This is a genomic window from Bordetella petrii (genome assembly GCF_017356245.1).
GTDB lineage: Bacteria > Pseudomonadota > Gammaproteobacteria > Burkholderiales > Burkholderiaceae_B > Bordetella_A > Bordetella_A petrii_D.
In genome coordinates this window covers 3,199,652-3,215,906 of record NZ_JAFMZZ010000001.1, presented here as the reverse complement: position 1 = coordinate 3,215,906, position 16,255 = coordinate 3,199,652, and the positions used below count along the sequence as shown (strand labels likewise).

Annotated in this window: 15 protein-coding genes; 12 read left to right on the top strand and 3 right to left on the bottom strand. The window is 67.5% G+C overall.

Annotation, left to right across the window (positions count from 1 at the left end):
• Positions 1 to 77: 77 nt before the first annotated feature.
• The 3 genes from J2P76_RS15450 (at position 78) to J2P76_RS15440 (ending at position 2,423) form a co-directional block, all read left to right on the top strand.
• A complete protein-coding gene (locus J2P76_RS15450) occupies positions 78 to 539 on the top strand; it encodes an Lrp/AsnC family transcriptional regulator (protein WP_207408568.1) in 462 nt (153 codons plus the stop codon).
• A 158-nt stretch (positions 540 to 697) separates the two neighbouring features.
• Positions 698 to 1,210 carry a hypothetical protein gene (locus tag J2P76_RS15445; protein ID WP_207408567.1) on the top strand — a complete coding sequence of 171 codons (513 nt, stop codon included), beginning with the start codon at positions 698 to 700 and terminating at the stop codon, positions 1,208 to 1,210.
• Between the two features lies 1 nt (position 1,211).
• Positions 1,212 to 2,423 (top strand): MFS transporter, encoded by a 1,212-nt coding sequence (locus tag J2P76_RS15440; protein ID WP_207408566.1) that lies wholly within the window; start codon positions 1,212 to 1,214, stop codon positions 2,421 to 2,423.
• Positions 2,424 to 2,542: 119 nt separating this feature from the next.
• Here J2P76_RS15440 and gltX read toward each other — a convergent pair whose 3' ends face one another.
• On the bottom strand, positions 2,543 to 3,946 hold the full coding sequence (gltX, locus tag J2P76_RS15435; protein WP_207408565.1) for a glutamate--tRNA ligase: 1,404 nt from the start codon (positions 3,944 to 3,946) through the stop codon (positions 2,543 to 2,545).
• 125 nt (positions 3,947 to 4,071) lie between these two features.
• On the opposite strand from gltX, the gene J2P76_RS15430 reads away from it, so the two are divergent.
• Entirely contained in the window at positions 4,072 to 6,525 is a 2,454-nt protein-coding gene (locus J2P76_RS15430) for a GNAT family N-acetyltransferase (protein WP_207408564.1), read from the top strand.
• A gap of 176 nt (positions 6,526 to 6,701) precedes the next feature.
• On the opposite strand, the gene J2P76_RS15425 is transcribed toward J2P76_RS15430, so the two are convergent.
• Positions 6,702 to 7,379: an alpha/beta hydrolase gene (locus tag J2P76_RS15425; RefSeq protein ID WP_207408563.1), complete on the bottom strand. Its 678-nt coding sequence runs from the start codon at positions 7,377 to 7,379 to the stop codon at positions 6,702 to 6,704.
• A 46-nt stretch (positions 7,380 to 7,425) separates the two neighbouring features.
• Entirely contained in the window at positions 7,426 to 7,977 is a 552-nt protein-coding gene (yjgA, locus tag J2P76_RS15420; RefSeq protein WP_207408562.1) for a ribosome biogenesis factor YjgA, read from the bottom strand.
• Between the two features lie 57 nt (positions 7,978 to 8,034).
• Between yjgA and pmbA the strand changes: the two genes are divergently transcribed.
• The 8 genes from pmbA (at position 8,035) to J2P76_RS15380 (ending at position 16,246) form a co-directional block, all read left to right on the top strand.
• Positions 8,035 to 9,402: a metalloprotease PmbA gene (pmbA, locus tag J2P76_RS15415; protein WP_207408561.1), complete on the top strand. Its 1,368-nt coding sequence runs from the start codon at positions 8,035 to 8,037 to the stop codon at positions 9,400 to 9,402.
• A 205-nt stretch (positions 9,403 to 9,607) separates the two neighbouring features.
• Positions 9,608 to 10,705, top strand: a complete 1,098-nt coding sequence (locus J2P76_RS15410; RefSeq protein WP_207408560.1) for a TRAP transporter substrate-binding protein — start codon at positions 9,608 to 9,610, stop codon at positions 10,703 to 10,705.
• A gap of 363 nt (positions 10,706 to 11,068) precedes the next feature.
• The gene (rplM, locus tag J2P76_RS15405) at positions 11,069 to 11,497 is read left to right on the top strand and encodes a 50S ribosomal protein L13 (protein WP_207408559.1); all 429 of its coding nucleotides are present in this window, start codon (positions 11,069 to 11,071) and stop codon (positions 11,495 to 11,497) included.
• A 9-nt stretch (positions 11,498 to 11,506) separates the two neighbouring features.
• Positions 11,507 to 11,899 carry a 30S ribosomal protein S9 gene (gene rpsI / locus J2P76_RS15400; protein WP_207408558.1) on the top strand — a complete coding sequence of 131 codons (393 nt, stop codon included), beginning with the start codon at positions 11,507 to 11,509 and terminating at the stop codon, positions 11,897 to 11,899.
• Between the two features lie 107 nt (positions 11,900 to 12,006).
• The gene (argC, locus tag J2P76_RS15395) at positions 12,007 to 13,071 is read left to right on the top strand and encodes an N-acetyl-gamma-glutamyl-phosphate reductase (RefSeq protein WP_207408557.1); all 1,065 of its coding nucleotides are present in this window, start codon (positions 12,007 to 12,009) and stop codon (positions 13,069 to 13,071) included.
• 45 nt (positions 13,072 to 13,116) lie between these two features.
• Positions 13,117 to 13,863, top strand: a complete 747-nt coding sequence (locus J2P76_RS15390) for a DUF6776 family protein (protein ID WP_242697380.1) — start codon at positions 13,117 to 13,119, stop codon at positions 13,861 to 13,863.
• Between the two features lie 86 nt (positions 13,864 to 13,949).
• Positions 13,950 to 14,318: an iron-sulfur cluster insertion protein ErpA gene (gene erpA, locus J2P76_RS15385; protein ID WP_012247619.1), complete on the top strand. Its 369-nt coding sequence runs from the start codon at positions 13,950 to 13,952 to the stop codon at positions 14,316 to 14,318.
• A 206-nt stretch (positions 14,319 to 14,524) separates the two neighbouring features.
• On the top strand, positions 14,525 to 16,246 hold the full coding sequence (locus tag J2P76_RS15380; protein ID WP_207408556.1) for a ShlB/FhaC/HecB family hemolysin secretion/activation protein: 1,722 nt from the start codon (positions 14,525 to 14,527) through the stop codon (positions 16,244 to 16,246).
• Positions 16,247 to 16,255: the final 9 nt, after the last annotated feature.

Below are 16,255 nucleotides of genomic sequence, written 5' to 3'. Positions count from 1 at the left end.
GATTTATTGCGTTATCGGATCGTGTAATCCCTATAATTCGAAATGAATATTTCGTTTTGAGGCTATCGGGGGTAAATATGGACAAGACTGACATCGGCATCCTGCGCGCCTTGCAGGAAGACGGCCGCGCCTCGGCGCAGCAGTTGTCCGAGCAGGTGGGCCTGTCGGCCGCCCCGGTGTGGCGGCGGGTCAAGGCGCTGGAATCGGCCGGCGTCATTCAGGGCTACAGCGCGCAGGTGGATCGCGCCAAGGTCGGGCTGCAGGGCTGCATGTTCGCCCAGATCAGCCTCGAGCGGCATTCGGCCAGCACGGTCGAGACCTTCGAGCGCTCGGTGCGGGATGCGCCCGAGATCCTCGAGTGCTACGCGGTAACAGGCGATTCCGATTTTCTGCTGAAGATTCTGGTGGAAAGCCCCGAGGCATACGACCGGTTCCTGCACCGATTCCTGTTCAACCTGCCGGGCATCAGGCAGACGCGCACCATCGTGGCGCTACGCGAGATCAAGCACGAGGTGCGGCTGCCGCTCAGCGCGGCTTGATGCCGCGATATCGACCCATTCAACTGTTGCGCTTACACACCATCTGCAAGTCGGTGTCATTGCATCCGGGGTGTGCCGTCATTAGAGTCCCACCTGCACGGACGCGCGTCCAGGCCGGCCTGTTGCCGCCGGGCGCCGCGCGTTGTTTTGAGGACGTCATGAATAGTGTGTTGTGGTTCCGCCGTATCGGCGCCGTGGGCGCCGCGTTGATCCTGGCCGGCTGCGCGGCCCGCAAGGCTGCGCAAGCGCCGGCGCCTGCCGCGCCCGCCGCCGCGCCGCCGCCGGTGGCCTGCACCCCCGCCGAGCCGGGCAGCCGCCTGGTCGGGGCCTGGCAGTCAAATACCCGCCCGCGCGGGGTGGCGGGCGAGTTCAGCGCGCTGTACACCCTGTCGGCCGACGGCACCATGGCTTACACCACCCAGCTCAAGATCGGCAGGCGCATCCGCCCCGGCCTGCGCGAGGCCGGCTGCTGGCAACTGGCCGATGGCGTCATCACCTTGCAGACCACCCGCTCCAACGGCGAGCCGGTCGATACGGCCGACCCCATCTACCAGAACCGCTATCGCGTTGAAAAAACCGATGGCAAGCGGCTGACGCTGCGCGAACTGCGCGCCGGCGGACAGGTCGTTACGGCGCGCCGCATGCCGCCGGGCTACCACCTGCCCTACTGAAATGCCGACGCCGCCAGCCAGTTCCCGCAACCGGGCCATCGCGCTGCTGGCGCTGGCCGCGTTCGTCAGCGCCAGCGCGTTCCGCATCTGCGACCCCATGCTGCCCCGGCTGGCGGCCGATTTCGGCACCTCTACCGGGCAGGCCGCGGCCACGGTCACCGCCTTTGCGGTGGCGTACGGGCTGCTGCAAATGTTCTTCGGGCCGGTGGGCGACCGCTACGGCAAATACCGCGTGGTGGCCGTGGCCACTTTCGCGTGCGCCATCGGCAGCGCGGGCGCCGTGCTGGCGCCATCGCTGGACGTGCTGGTGCTGTGCCGCGCCCTGTCCGGCGCCGCGGGCGCCGGCATCGTGCCGCTGTCGATGGCCTGGATCGGCGACAACGTGCCTTACGAGCAGCGCCAGGCCACCCTGGCGCGCTTTCTTACCGGCACCATCCTGGGCATGGCGGCCGGCCAACTGGCCGGCGGCTGGTTTGCCGACACGGTGGGCTGGCGCTGGGCATTCGGCGCGCTGGTGGCCGGCTACCTGATCGTGGGCCTGCTGCTGTGGCGCGAAGTTGCGCAGCAGGCCGCCGCGTCGGCCGCCCGCCCCGCGCCCGAGCCCACGCCGCGCCAGGGATTCGCGGCCCAGGTGCGCGTGGTGCTGGGCGTGCCGTGGGCCCGCATCGTGCTGGCGACGGTGTTCGTAGAAGGCCTGCTGGTGTTCGGCGCGCTGGCCTTCGCGCCCGCCTATCTGCATGCACGCTTCGGGCTGTCGCTGACGGCGGCTGGAGCCGTGGTGGCGGTGTACGCCCTGGGCGGGCTGTTGTACACGCTAGTGGCCGGGCCGGTGCTGCGGCGCCTGGGTGAGCGCGGCCTGGCCGTCGCCGGCGGGCTGGTGCTGTGCGGCGCTTTCCTGATGTACCTGCTGGGCCCGGCCTGGGGCTGGGGCCTGGCGGCCAGCATGCTGGCCGGATTCGGCTATTACCTGCTGCATGCCACGCTGCAGACGCATGCCACCCAGATGGTGCCCAATGCACGCGGCACCGCGGTCGCGTGGTTTGCCTCGTGCCTGTTCCTGGGCCAGGCGGTGGGCGTCGCGCTGGCGGGGCTGGCGGTCGACGCGGCCGGCGCCGCGGCGCTGTTCGGCACCGCCGCGGTGCTGCTGCCCCTGCTGGGCGCCAGCTTCGCCTGGGCCCTGCGCCGCCGGCTGGCCACGCAGACTGCCGCCTGACCGCGCCAAGCCGCCCGCCGACGGGTATGGCTCAGGTGGGCAGCCGTCTGGCTCCGCAGGTGCCAGGCACCGTATTGTTGAGGCAGCCCCGGTATCTGGCCATGGCAGCCCCCGTTTGCCTATAGCGCGCCCAGCCGCTGCAGCACCGCGTCTTTGCCGATCAGGGTCAGCACCGCGTCCACGGCTGGCGTCTGCGTCTGGCCCACCACGGCCACGCGCAGCGGAATCGCCAGCTGCGGCATTTTCAGGCCGCGCTCGGCCAGCACGGTCTTGATTAGCGCGGCAATCGCTTCGCGGGTCCAGTCGGTGGCCTGGGCGCGCTGCGCGAAATCGGCCAGCGCCTCGCGCGCGGCCGGGGTCAGATGCTGTTCGGCCAGTTCGGCGGCGGCCGGCTGGAACGGCCTGCAGAACAGCAGCGTGGACTCGGCCAGTTGTTCCAGGGTTTCGGCGCGGTCTTTCAGCAGGCCCATGGCCGCGGCCAGGTCGACCGCCGCCGGGTTGCCGCCGCGCCGCTCGATGCGCGGCGCCACGCGGGCGGCCAGTTCGGCGTTGTCCATCTGCTTGATGTAGTGCGCGTTGACCCAGTTCAGCTTCTTGGGGTCCCACTGCGAGGCCGACTTGGACAGGTGCCGGGTGTCGAACCATTGCACCAGCTGTTCGCGCGTGAACAGTTCGTCGTCGCCGTGGCTCCAGCCCAGGCGCGCCAGGTAGTTCACCATGGCCTCGGGCAGGTAGCCCTGCGCGTCGTATTCCATGACATTGACCGCGCCATGGCGCTTGGACAGTTTTTCGCCGTCGGGCCCCAGGATCATCGGCACGTGGCCGTATTCGGGCAGGGTGGCGCCCAGCGCGCGCAGAATGTTGATCTGGCGCGGCGTGTTGTTGACGTGGTCGTCGCCGCGCAGCACGTGCGTGATGCCCATGTCCCAGTCGTCGACCACCACGCAGAAGTTGTAGGTGGGCGTGCCGTCGGGCCGGGCGATGATCAGGTCGTCGAGTTCGGTGTTGTCGAAGCTGATGGGGCCCTTGACCATGTCGTTCCAGCCGGTGGCGCCGTCTTGCGGGTTCTTGAAGCGCACCACCGGCTTGCGGCCCGCCGGCACGGGCGGCAGCGTCTTGCCGGGCTCGGGGCGCCAGGTGCCGTCGTAGCGCGGCTTCAGGCCCTTGGCGCGGGCGGCTTCGCGCATCGCCTCGACTTCTTCGGGCGAGCTGTAGCAATGGTAGGCGGTGCCTTCGCGCAGCATCTGGGCGACCACTTCGCGGTAGCGGTCCATGCGCTGCATCTGATAGAACGGCCCCTCGTCGGGCTGCATGCCCAGCCAGTCCATGCTGTCCAGGATGGCCTGCACCGCTTCGGGGGTCGAGCGCTCGAGGTCGGTGTCTTCGATGCGCAGCACGAACACGCCCTGATGGTGGCGTGCGAACGCCCACGAAAACAGCGCGGTGCGCGCGCCGCCCAGGTGCAGGAAGCCGGTGGGCGAGGGCGCGAAGCGGGTACGGATGGTGGCAGGGGTCGAGGTCATAGGAAACAGGAAAAACAGCGTGGCGGGCCCGCGGAAATTATGGGAAAGAGCGGGGCGCGATCATGGCGAGCGCGCGCCGGTCTTTGTTACGATGGCCTTATTTTAGAATAGCGCCCGTTCTGCTCATGCTGCGCCATGCTCTCGCCCCGCTGTTCGAGCCCCGATCGCTGCTCATCGTGGCCGACCGGCCACTGCCGGTGGCCGATTCGCTGCCCGCCGGGCTGCGCGAGCGCACTACGCGGGTCGACGCCCAGCCAGGCCTGGCCCCCGACATGCCCGCCGCCTGCGCCGGCCTGGACGAAGGCCAGCGGCCCGATCTGGCGCTGGTCTGCGTATCGCCCGCCGTCCTGCCCGAAACCCTGCGCCGCCTGGCGCCGCTGCGGCCCTGCGCGGCCATCGTGCTGCCCCACGAACTGCCCGATCCTTACCCCGGCGGCACGCTGGCGCTGTGCCGCGCCTGGGCCCACGAAACCGGCTGCCAGCTGCTCGGCCCGCGCGCCTTCGGCGCACAGCGCCCGCATGCGGGCCTGAACCTCAGCCAGCATCCCTCCCTGGCGCGCGCCGGCCGCGTGGCGCTGGTGGCGCAGTCGCGCTCCATCACCGCCGCGGTCATGGATTGGGCCGAAGACGTCCATATCGGCTTTTCCACCGCCGTGTCTCTGGGCGACGAAGCCGCGGTCGGGATGGCGCAGGTGCTCGATTTCCTGGCCAGCGACCCGCGCACCGACAGCATCGTGCTGCACCTCGAAGACGTCGGCGCCGCGCGCGAATTCATGAGCGCGCTGCGCTCCGCGGCCAGCGTCAAGCCGGTCATCGTGCTCAAGGCCGGCCGCGACGGCCCGGCCGGCAGCGACGCCGCGCTCGACGCCGCCCTGCGGCGCGCCGGCGCGGTGCGGGTGCGGTACTTCGTGCAGCTGTTCTCGGCCGTCAAGGTGCTGGGCTACACGCGGCGGCCGCGCGGCCGCCGCGTCGCGCTGCTGTCCAATGGCAGCGGGCCGCCCCAGCTGGCGCTCGATCTCATCGGCCCCGACGCGGCCGTACTCAAGGCCGACCTGGCGCCGCCCACCCGGCGCGCGCTGGCCGAGCTGCTCGAGCCCGACGCCGCCATCGACAACCCGGTCATTACTTATGTGCCGCTTACCCCCGAACGCATCCAGGCCGTGCTCGACCGCCTGCTCGACGACAGCGGCGTCGATGGCGTGCTGGTGCTGCTGGCCCCCGATGCCCTGGCCGACATGCGCGCCGTCACGCGCCAGCTGGCCCTGATCGCGCCCAAGGCGCACAAGCCGGTGGTCAGCTGTTTCATGGGCGACGCCGGCATGCGCCCGCTGCGCCGCATGCTCGACGACGCCGGCACCCCGGCGTTCCGCACGCCCGAGTCCGCCGCCGACGCCTTCGGCGTGCTGGCCACGCACTATTACAACCAGCAGCTGCTGCTGCAAACCCTGCCGCCCGAGCCGCCCAGCCGCCTGCCCCACATCGACCGCGCGCGCGCCGTGCTCGACGGCGCGCGCGGGCAAGGCCGGCTCAGCCTGTCCGCCGCCGAATGCCGCAGCGTGCTCGACGCCTTTTACGTGCCGCTGCGCGACGTGCCGTCCGGCGTGCTGCCCGGCGAACCGGAATCGCGCCCCATGGCAATCCGCGTGCGGCGCGACCCGCGCTTCGGGCCGATCATCCAGTTCGGCGCCGGCGGCCCCGACGCCGTGCTGGCCAGCGGCACCGACCGCGGCATGGACCTGCCCCCTCTCAACGGTTTCCTGGCAAGCCAGCTCATCGAGCGCAGCCGCGCCTGGCGCCGCGTGCTGGCGCCGCAGATCAGCGGCGCCGCCACCGAGGCCGTGCAACAGGCGCTGGTGCACGTGTCCGAACTGATTTCCGAACTGCCCGACATCGAATCGCTCGACATCGACCCGCTTTACGCGGGCGAAGCGCAGCTGCGCGCCGCGGGCCTGCGCATTACCTTGTGCGCCGACCCGGCCTGCGCCACGCCGCAGGCCAGCGGCTACCCGCACATGGCCATCCATCCGTACCCGGCGCGCCTGGTGCGCGCCCGCCAGTTCGACGACGGCACGGCCTGGACCATCCGTCCCATCCGCCCCGAAGACGGCCAGACCCTGCAAGAATTCATCCGCGGCCTGTCCGAGCAATCGCGCTACATGCGCTTCGTGTCCATGATGCGCGAACTCACGCCGCGCATGGTGGCGCGCTATACGCAAATCGACTACCACCGCGAACTGGCGCTGGTGGCCACCACGCAGGTGCCCAACCCCGCCAACCGCGGCCATCCGCGCGAAGTCATCATCGGCTTCGCGCATTACCTGCGCAACGCCGACGGCCGCGGGGCCGAATACGCCCTGGTCATCGGCGACGACTGGCAGCGCCGCAAACTGGGCGGCCAACTGATGGAAGCCCTGATCGACGCCGCGCGCGAACAGGGGCTCGAATACATCGACGGCCTGGTGCTGGCCAACAACCGGCCCATGCTGACCCTGATGACACGCCTGGGCTTCACCAACGACCCCGACCCCGAAGATCCCACCATGCGGAGGGTTTGGCTGGGGTTGGGTTCCAAACAGTAGGTGGGTGGTTATGGAGGGTGGTTGTTTTTGATGGCGTCGGGTTGGGGGGCAGGCAGCCGGCGGGGCTTCACGGAACCGGTCGGCCGCCTCCGCGGCCGATCGGCTCCGTGAAGCCCGCCCCCAGCCCCGCCCCGCCGCAACGTCCAGAAGGAGGAATCCGACTCCCCCCAGGTGGATTACCTCAGCACACCCCGCAAAAACCCAGCCAAATCCGCAATTTCAGGCCCGCACACCGAGTGCGGCATCGGATAGGTATGCCATTGCACGTCATACCCCAGGGCCTGCAGCTGCGCCAGCGAGGCCTGCGCCCTTGGCAGGGCCACCACCGGGTCGAACGTGCCGTGCGCCAGGAAAATCGGCGTGTCGGCATTGGCCGGATGGCGTTCCGCGGACGCCGCGTCCAGCAACGGCAGGTAGCCCGACAGGCCGATCAGGCCGGCCAGCTTTTCTTCCAGCCGCAGGCCGGTGTGCAGCGTCATCGCGCAGCCTTGCGAAAAGCCCGCCAGCACAATGCGCGAAGTGGGGATGCCGCGCGCATTCTCGCGCGCGATCAGCGCCCGCACCGCGGCCTCGGACTGCCGGATGCCGGCCGCATCTTCCTGGCGCACCAGGTCGGTGACCAGGATGTCGTACCAGGCCCGCATCGCCATGCCGCCATTGATGGTGACCGGCTGCACCGGCGCATGCGGGAAAACAAAGCGCACCGCCGGGTGGGCGCCCAGCTGCAATTCGGGCACGATGGGGGCGAAATCGTTGCCGTCGGCGCCCAGGCCGTGCAGCCAGATCACCGCATGGGTCGGATTGGGGGCGGTCTCGAGTTCGATGCTGTCCAGCAGGGCGGGTTCGGCGCTCATGATCGGGAAAAAAGAGTAGACAGGGGTAAAGACGGGCGCCGGCCGGTCAGGCGGCCAGCGCCTTCAGGGCCTGGAACAGCGCGCGGTAATGCTTGCGCAGGGGCTCCTGCCCGGGCTGCAGGGCGGCATTCTGCTGCGCTTCTTTGCGGGCGGCGCGGATGGTGGCGCGCAACTGCTGTGCGTCGGCGCCCGGATGGGCGTCCAGCAGCTCGGTCAGGGCGGCGTCGTCGGCCAGCAGCCGCTCGCGCAGGGTTTCCAGCCGGTGCATGGCGGCGGTTTCTTCGCGCGAACCATTCTGCCAGGTGTCGAGCTGCGCGCGGATCTCGTCGGCGGGCGCATCGCGCATCAGCTTGCCCACGAAGTGGGTCTGGCGGCGCCGGCCTTCGCGGCTGGTGGTGCGCTGGGCCAGGCGTATGGCCTCGTACAGGCGCTCGGCCAGCGGCAATTGCTTCAGGCGGTCGTCGGGCAGGTCGATCAGCTGCTTGCCCAGGTCGAGCAGGGCATGCATTTCTCGCTTGACCTGCGACTTGCTGGGCCGGTCGTAGCCGTTATCGTCAAAATCGGCCTCGGCCGCCGGATCGGGAATAGGGGAAGTCATGGGAACAGCGCAAACGCAGACTTGGCTATGATAACCGTCTCTGTACACTGGACTGCAATGGTCAACACTCCCGCCTCCTCTCTTCCCCTGGCCGCCAACCATGCGCGCTTCAGCGAACTGGTCGAGCAGGTGCTGGCGCACGCGCGCAGCATCGGCGCCAGCGACGCCGTCGCCGAAGTCTCCGAAAGCCTGGGCCTGTCGGTGTCGGTGCGCAAAAACGACATCGAAACCGTCGAGCAAACCCGCGACCGCTCGCTGGACCTCACCGTTTACGCCGGCCAGAGCCGCGGCTCGGCCTCCACCTCCGATTTTTCCGAGGCGGCGCTGCGCCAGACGGTCGAGGCCGCCTGGCACATCGCGCGCCACACCGCCGCCGACCCGGCCGCCGGCCTGCCCGACGCCGACCAGCTGGCTACCGATATTCCCGACCTGGCGCTGCATTACGCCTGGCCCGTTACCACCGAGCAGGCCGCCGAACTGGCCCTGCGCGCCGAACGCGCCGCCCGCGCGGTCGACCCGCGTATCACCAACACCGATGGCGCCACGGTGGGCACCTACGAGGGCCAGTTCGTCATGGGCAACACCCGCGGCTTCCTGGGCGGCTACCCGTATTCGCGCCACAGCCTGTCGGTGGCGCCCATCGCCGGGCGCGGCAACCACATGCAGCGCGACTACTGGTACACCTCGGAACGCGACCCGGCGCGCCTGGCCTCTCCCGAGGCCATCGGCCGCTACGCCGCCGACCGCACCCTGTCGCGCCTGTCGGCCCGGCGCATCCGCACCGGCAAGTTTCCTGTGCTGTTCGAGGCGCCGCTGGCCCTGGGCCTGCTGGGCGCCTTCACCCAGGCCACCAGCGGCGGCGCGCTGTACCGCAAGGCCAGTTTCCTGGTCGATTCGCTGGGCAAGCCCATCTTCCCCGACCATATCGACATCGCCGAAGACCCGCACGTGCGCGGCGGCATGGGCAGTTCGCCGTTCGACGACGAAGGCGTGCGCACCCGGGCGCGCAGCGTGGTGTCCGGCGGCGTGCTGGAAGGCTATTTCCTGTCCAGCTATACCGCGCGCAAGCTGGGCCTGGCCACCACCGGCAACGCCGGCGGGTCGCACAACCTGACCCTGTCCTCGCGCCATACCCGCGCCGGCGACGATTTCGAAGCCATGCTGCGCAAGCTGGGCACCGGTTTCCTGGTCACCGAGCTCATCGGCCAGGGCGTCAACTACGTCACGGGCGACTACTCGCGCGGCGCTTTCGGCTACTGGGTCGAAAACGGCCAGATCCAGCACGCCGTGCAGGAAATCACCATCGCCGGCAACCTGGCCCAGATGTTCAGCCAGATCGTCGCGGTCGGGGCCGACACCATCGCGCGCGGCACCAAGCGCACCGGTTCCATCCTGATCGAACAGATGGCCATCGCGGGAATTTAAGGGCCCACCCCCGAAGCCCTCTCCCGGGCCGGTGTCTGGCTCTCGCCAGAGAGCCAGACACCGAATGCGCCAGACTGCAGCCCCTACCACGGCGACACCGGCCCCCGCCGGAAATCCCCATAGAGCGGAGTTATAACAACGTGTAATATCCGCCAGGTATCGCTAGCGATATCCCATACCGAGTTGCCACCGAGGAGCCAATAACATGCAACGTCGTTCCTTTTTGAAACAAGCCGGCCTGGGCGCCGTCGCGGGTAGCGCCGCGGTTGCCGCGCCGGTATTCGCGCAGGACGCGCCCACCCTGAACTGGCGCATGGCGTCCAGTTTCCCGCGCAGCCTGGACACGCTGTTCGGCACGGGCGAAATCTTCTGCAAGTTCGTCAACGAGGCTTCCGGCGGCAAGTTCACCATCCGTCACTTCCCCGGCGGCGAAATCGTCCCGGCGCTGCAGGTCATGGATTCGGTGTCCAACAACACCATCGAGTGCGGCCACACGGTTTCGTACTACTACTATGGCAAGAGCCCGGCTTTCTGCTTCGACTCGGCCGTGCCGTTCGGTCTGAACGCCCGCCAGATGAATGCCTGGATGTTCGACGGCGACGGCATGAAGCTGACCCGCGAAATGTTCGCGCCGCACAAGATCATCAACTTCCCCATGGGCAACACCGGGGTGCAGATGGGCGGCTGGTACCGCCGCGAAATCAAGTCGGTCGAAGACCTGAAGGGCCTGAAGATGCGCACCGCGGGTTTTGCCGGCGAAGTGCTGTCGCGCCTGGGCGTGGTGCCGCAGCAGATCGCGGGCGGCGACATCTATCCCTCGCTCGAAAAGGGCACGCTCGACGCCGTGGAATTCGTCGGCCCGTACGACGATGAAAAGCTGGGCTTCAACAAAGTCGCCAAGTACTACTACTACCCGGGCTGGTGGGAAGGCGGCCCGCAGGTGTCGCTGTACCTGAACGAAGGCGCCTGGAACGGCCTGCCCAAGTCGTACCAGGCCATCGTCGAGGCCGCCAGCCGCGTGGCCCACGTGGCCATGACCTCGCGCTACGACGCCGTGAACCCCGGCGCGCTGCGCAAGCTGATCGCCGCCGGCGCCGAGCTGCGCCCGTTCCCGCGCTCGGTCATGGACGCCTCGTACGCGGCCGCCCAGACGGTCTACAAGGAATTCTCCGACAAAGACCCGAAGTTCAAGACCCTGTACGACAACTACATGGGCTTCCGCGACAGCGTGGTGCCGTGGTTCCGCCTGGCCGAAGGTTCGTACGACCAGTACCTGGGCGTGGCCATGGCTGCCAAGAAGTAGTAAGCCCACCCCCCGAAGCGCTGCGCGCTTCCCCCCTCACCCCCAGGTGTCTGACTCCCGCAGGGTGTCAGACACCGGGATGTGCCATGTTGCAGCAACGGCACACAACGCGGTGTCTGGCACCTTCGGAGCCAGACACCTGCCGGCACACAGACTGTCTGCGCGTGGTCTCTGCCCAATATTTGCGCAATCGTGCTAGAATAATCAGCTTTCCCTCATTCCGGTCGGGTAGCACGGGCGGTTAATAACGCTTAGGCCGGCTGCGGGTGCGCATCAAATATGCCCCCAAAGCACGACGGAACGGGAAAAAATTCTTGCCCGGCTTTTCCGGCAAGAAAAATTTTCACCTTTTAGGAACCAATCATGAAGACCTTTGTGGCCAAGCCGCATGAAGTCCAACGTGACTGGTTTGTGATCGACGCCAAGGGCAAAGTCCTGGGTCGTGTGGCCAGCGAAGTCGCACGCCGCCTGCGTGGCAAGCACAAACCTGAATTCACGCCGCACGTTGATACCGGCGATTACATCGTCATCATCAACGCTGCCGATATCGTCGTCACGGGTAACAAGGCGCAAGACAAGAAGTACTTCCGCCACACCACCTACCCGGGCGGTATCCGTGAAACGAACTTCGAGAAACTGCAGCAGCGGTTTCCCGGCCGCGCCATCCAGAAGGCCGTCAAGGGCATGCTGCCCAAGGGTCCGCTGGGCTACGCCATGATCAAGAAACTCAAGGTGTACGCCGGTGCCGAGCACCCGCACACCGCTCAGCAGCCCAAGCCGCTGGATATCTAAGGAAACGCCATGATCGGTAACTGGAACTACGGAACCGGCCGTCGCAAAACCTCGGTGGCTCGTGTTTTCATCAAGAAAGGGTCGGGCAAGATCATCGTCAACGGCAAGCCCGTCGACGAATTCTTCGCTCGCGAAACCGGCCGCATGATCGTGCGCCAGCCGCTCGAGCTCACCGGCCACCTCGAATCGTTCGACATCAAGGTCAACGTGCACGGTGGCGGTGAAACCGGCCAGGCCGGCGCGGTGCGCCACGGCATCACGCGCGCCCTGATCGACTACGACGCGGCCCTCAAGTCCGCGCTGTCGCAAGCTGGCTTCGTCACCCGCGACGCCCGTGAAGTCGAACGTAAAAAGGTCGGCTTCCGCAAGGCACGTCGGCGCAAGCAGTTCAGCAAGCGCTAATGTCCTGCAAAAAGGCCGCGAAAGCGGCCTTTTTGTTTTAGGGCAGGCCGCAGGCGCCGCGCGCGAAGCGATACAATCTTTTTTCGTCCTACGAAAGCATCTTCACCATGGCCCACGCATCGAATTCCCGCATCAAGGTCGGCATTGTCGGCGGCACCGGCTACACCGGCGTCGAACTGCTGCGCCTGCTGTCGCAGCACCCCCATGTGGAGCTCACCGCCATCACGTCCCGCAAAGAAGACGGGCTGCCGGTGGCCGACATGTATCCCAACCTGCGCGGCCGCGTGAACCTGGCGTTTTCCACGCCCGAAAAGGCCAACCTGGCCGATTGCGACGTGGTGTTCTTCGCCACCCCGCACGGCGTGGCCATGGCCCAGGCGCAAGAACTGCTGGCCGCCGGCACCCGCATCATCGACCTGGCCGCCGATTTCCGCCTGCAAGATACCGCCACGTTCGAGCGCTGGTACAAAATGCCGCACGCGTGCCCCGACATCCTGGCCGAATCGGTCTACGGCCTGGTCGAACTCAACCGCCAGGCCGTGTCCAAGGCGCGTGTCATCGGCAACCCGGGCTGCTATCCCACCACCGTGCTGCTGGGCCTGGCGCCGCTGCTCGAAAACGGCGCCGCGCTGGTCGATACCCAGACCCTTATCGCCGACTGCAAGTCCGGCGTGTCGGGCGCCGGCCGCAAGGCCGAAGTCAGCACGCTGTTTTCCGAAGCCAGCGACAACTTCAAGGCATACGGGGTGGCCGGCCACCGCCATCACCCCGAAATTTCCGAACAGCTGGAAAAGCTGGCCGGCGGCAAGGTCGGCCTGACCTTCGTGCCCCACCTGGTGCCCATGATCCGCGGCATGTTCTCCACGCTATACGCGCGCATCCGGCCCGAGGCCCTGGGCACCGACTTCCAGGCCCTGTACGAAAAGCGCTACGCCGACGAGCACTTCGTCGACGTCATGCCGGCCGGCAGCCTGCCCGAAACCCGTTCGGTGCGCGCTTCCAACAACCTGCGCATTGCCGTGCAGCGTCCCAATGGCGGCGACCTGCTGATCGTGCTGGTCATCCAGGACAATCTCGTCAAGGGGGCTTCGGGCCAGGCCGTGCAGAACATGAACCTGATGTTCGGCCTGCCCGAATCGGCCGGCCTGGACCAGGTCGCCATTCTGCCGTAAGCCGTTGCCTGGCCCGCCCCTGCCGGGGCCGGCCAGGCGGATTTGATGCAACACCTGCCCGAACCCACCGCCGCGCCCCGTCCCCGCCCGCTATGGCGCTGGCTGGCGCTGCTGTGCGTGCTGGCCGTCGGGCTGGCAATCGGGGCGGCCGCCGGCTATCGGCAAGGGCAGCAATCGGCGGCGGCTACCAACACCGTGGTGGTGACGGCCGAGCAGGCCGCCGCGCAAGATGCCGCCATCCGCCAAAGCCAGGCTGAAAGCCGCTTCCTGCGCGCCCAGCTCGATACGGCCGACGGCGAGATCGCCGTCGAGCGCGCCGCCCGCCAGGAACTCGAAATCCAGCTGCATTCGGCCCAGGACGAACTGGGCCGGGTGCGCGACCGGCTGGCATTTTTCGAGCAACTGCTGCCGCCCGGCCCCGAAGGGGCGGTGGACATTCGCGGCGCCGAGATCCAGCGCGTGGGGCAGGGGTTAAAATACCGCGTGCTGCTGATGCGCAGCGGCCGCAGCGACACGCCGTTCATCGGCACGCTGCGCTTCCAGGCCGCCGGTGTGCTCAAGGGCGAAACCGTGTCGGTCGACCTGGCACCCATGCAAGTCAAGGCCGACACCCCGGCCGAGCCGGGGGCGGCGCCCGCCGCGGGCGGGCCGCTGGCCCTGCAATTCGACCAATACCAGCGCAGCGAGGGCGTGCTCGAGCTGCCGGCGGGATTTGTCCCCGAAACCGTCACCATCAGTGTGCTGGAAGGCAGTACCGTGCGCGCCTCGCGCAACGTCAAACTGGAATTTTGAACCCCGCTGCGTCTGCGCTATAGTGATTACATAGTGGCGGCGCGGCCGCCCACCCGATACGGCCGTTCGCGGCCAGGAGCTCCACCATGAATGCAGTCACCGAAACCGTCGATCTCCAGGCGCCGCCGTCGCCGCTGATCTTCACCGATTCCGCCGCGGCCAAGGTCAAAGACCTGCTGGCCGAAGAAGGCAACCCCGAACTCAAGCTGCGCGTATTCGTGCAGGGCGGCGGCTGTTCCGGCTTCCAGTATGGCTTCACGTTCGACGAAGCCGTCAACGAAGACGACACCGTGCTCGACAAGAACGGCGTGCAGCTGCTGGTCGACCCCATGAGCTTCCAGTACCTGGTCGGCGCGGAAATCGATTACAAAGAAGATCTCGAAGGCGCTCAGTTCGTCATCCGCAACCCCAACGCCAGCACCACCTGCGGCTGCGGTTCGTCGTTCTCGGTGTAAAACCTGCCTGCTGGCGGCTTTGTCCGCCACCGTGTCAGTCGGCCCCCGCAAGGGGGCTTTTTCATGGTTTCTTCGTGACGCCAGCCGCTGTCTGTGGTTTGCGGAAAATCAGCAAATTTGACGTTATTAGTTAATAACAGTTAAGTTCAGGTACAAATAACCGTTAATCGCGTTAGTCTCCCCGCAAAACTCAAAGGAGGCACGCGATGCGCAGCGAAATGGCGCGCGGTGGCTCATGGGTGCGCGGTGGCGCCGTGGCTGTTCTGGCCCTGATGGCCGCAAATGCCGCGGCCCAGCCGCTGCCCGACGCCGCCGCCCGCGCCATCGATATAGAACGGCGCCAGGCGCAGGAACTCGACGCCCAGCGCGCCCGGGCCAGCCAGCGACCCGATGTCCGCTCGGCCGATCCATCGGGCAGCAGTGCGGTGCCGGTGCAGTTTCCGGCCGAACAACCTTGCTTCGCCATCACACAGGTCCGCTGGGACGGCCCCGCCCCGCCCGATCGTGTCCGCGCGGCAAGCCAGGCCGCCCTGGGCCAGTGCGTGGGCGCGGGCGGGCTGCGCGCCTTGCAAAACTACCTGCTGGGCTTGCTGGTCGATGATGGCCTGATCACCTCGCGCGTGCTGGTGCCCGAGCAGTCGCTGGCCGCTGGCCAACTGGCGTTGCGTTACGTGCCGGGCCGCATTGCCGCCGTCAAAAACGAAAGCGGCATCGGGTGGTGGCGTACGGTGGTGCCCGCCGGGCCGGGCAACATGGTCAGCCAGCCCGACCTGGACCAGGCGCTGGAAAACATCCGCCGCCTGGGCAGCCAGGCCGACGCGGCCATCGATGTGGCGCCGGGGGCGGGTCTGGGCGAATCCGATCTGCTGATCAGGCCTGGCAGCGGCAAGCGCTGGCACGCCTATGCCGGGGGCGACAACGCCGGCCTGGATGCCATCGGCAAATACCAGATCAACGCCGGTTTGACGCTGGATTCGCCGCTGTTCCTGTACGACCAGCTATCGGTCTCGTGGAACAGCAATGCGCATTGGCGCGACAGCCAGGCCAACACACGCGCGGCATCCATCAACTACAACGTGCCATTCGGCTACTGGGCCTTGTTCGCCAGCGCCAGCAAGTCTACCTATCGGCAGACCGTGGCGGGTTTCGAAGACCCCATCGTGTACGGCGGCACCACCAGACAGGTGCAGGCGGGCGTGTCGGTGGTGCCGTACCGGGGTACTAGATACAAGGGCAATGCATCGTTCAGCCTGTCGCGCAAGCGCGTTTCAAGCACCCTGAACGATGTCGACATCGAAGTACAGCGCCGCGATGTCACGGGCTATAGCTTCAACCTGGGGCATCGGCAATACCTGGGGCCGGCGGTGCTGGATATCGGCGGCGGCGTGCAAGGCACGCTGCCCAGCTGGTCGGATCGCCCGGGCTACGTTTATGGCGACCCCGATTGGGATGGGCGCAGCACCATCGTCATGGCCAACGCAGGTCTTTACGCGCCTTTCAAGATAGCCGGCCAGCCACTCGCCTACCAAGGAACGTGGCAGATCCAGCATGCCAAGACGGCCATCGTTCCCGCCGACTACTACACGATCGGCAACCGGTACACCGTGCGCGGCTTCGACGGCCAGATGACGCTGGCCGCCGAAGACGGCTGGAGCCTGCGCAACGACCTGTCGCTGAACCTGGGGCCGCTGGGTATTCCAGGCCAGCAGTTGTATGCCGGCCTGGATGTGGGCCGCGTCGGCGGGCCGTCGGCCGAATACCTGTCGGGGCGCACGCTGGTGGGCGCGGCCGTGGGGCTGCGCGGCACCCTGTCCATGCCTTACCTCAACGCCAGTTATGACTTTTCAGCAGGTTGGCCGCTGCACAAGCCTGAATCATTGAAGACCGCATCCACCGTATTCGCGGCCGCCCTGATATTTGAATTTTGATCCGCCAGC

Excerpts from the sequence above, each read along its gene's own strand:
- rpsI (WP_207408558.1), top strand. The coding sequence starts at position 11,507 with ATGATCGGTAACTGGAACTACGGAACCGGCCGTCGCAAAACCTCGGTG.
- J2P76_RS15410 (WP_207408560.1), top strand. The coding sequence starts at position 9,608 with ATGCAACGTCGTTCCTTTTTGAAACAAGCCGGCCTGGGCGCCGTCGCG.
- J2P76_RS15445 (WP_207408567.1), top strand. The coding sequence starts at position 698 with ATGAATAGTGTGTTGTGGTTCCGCCGTATCGGCGCCGTGGGCGCCGCG.
- rplM (WP_207408559.1), top strand. The coding sequence starts at position 11,069 with ATGAAGACCTTTGTGGCCAAGCCGCATGAAGTCCAACGTGACTGGTTT.
- J2P76_RS15425 (WP_207408563.1), bottom strand. The coding sequence starts at position 7,379 with ATGAGCGCCGAACCCGCCCTGCTGGACAGCATCGAACTCGAGACCGCC.
- erpA (WP_012247619.1), top strand. The coding sequence starts at position 13,950 with ATGAATGCAGTCACCGAAACCGTCGATCTCCAGGCGCCGCCGTCGCCG.
- argC (WP_207408557.1), top strand. The coding sequence starts at position 12,007 with ATGGCCCACGCATCGAATTCCCGCATCAAGGTCGGCATTGTCGGCGGC.
- J2P76_RS15390 (WP_242697380.1), top strand. The coding sequence starts at position 13,117 with ATGCAACACCTGCCCGAACCCACCGCCGCGCCCCGTCCCCGCCCGCTA.
- J2P76_RS15440 (WP_207408566.1), top strand. The coding sequence starts at position 1,212 with ATGCCGACGCCGCCAGCCAGTTCCCGCAACCGGGCCATCGCGCTGCTG.
- J2P76_RS15450 (WP_207408568.1), top strand. The coding sequence starts at position 78 with ATGGACAAGACTGACATCGGCATCCTGCGCGCCTTGCAGGAAGACGGC.
- gltX (WP_207408565.1), bottom strand. The coding sequence starts at position 3,946 with ATGACCTCGACCCCTGCCACCATCCGTACCCGCTTCGCGCCCTCGCCC.
- yjgA (WP_207408562.1), bottom strand. The coding sequence starts at position 7,977 with ATGACTTCCCCTATTCCCGATCCGGCGGCCGAGGCCGATTTTGACGAT.
- pmbA (WP_207408561.1), top strand. The coding sequence starts at position 8,035 with ATGGTCAACACTCCCGCCTCCTCTCTTCCCCTGGCCGCCAACCATGCG.
- J2P76_RS15430 (WP_207408564.1), top strand. The coding sequence starts at position 4,072 with ATGCTGCGCCATGCTCTCGCCCCGCTGTTCGAGCCCCGATCGCTGCTC.
- J2P76_RS15380 (WP_207408556.1), top strand. The coding sequence starts at position 14,525 with ATGCGCAGCGAAATGGCGCGCGGTGGCTCATGGGTGCGCGGTGGCGCC.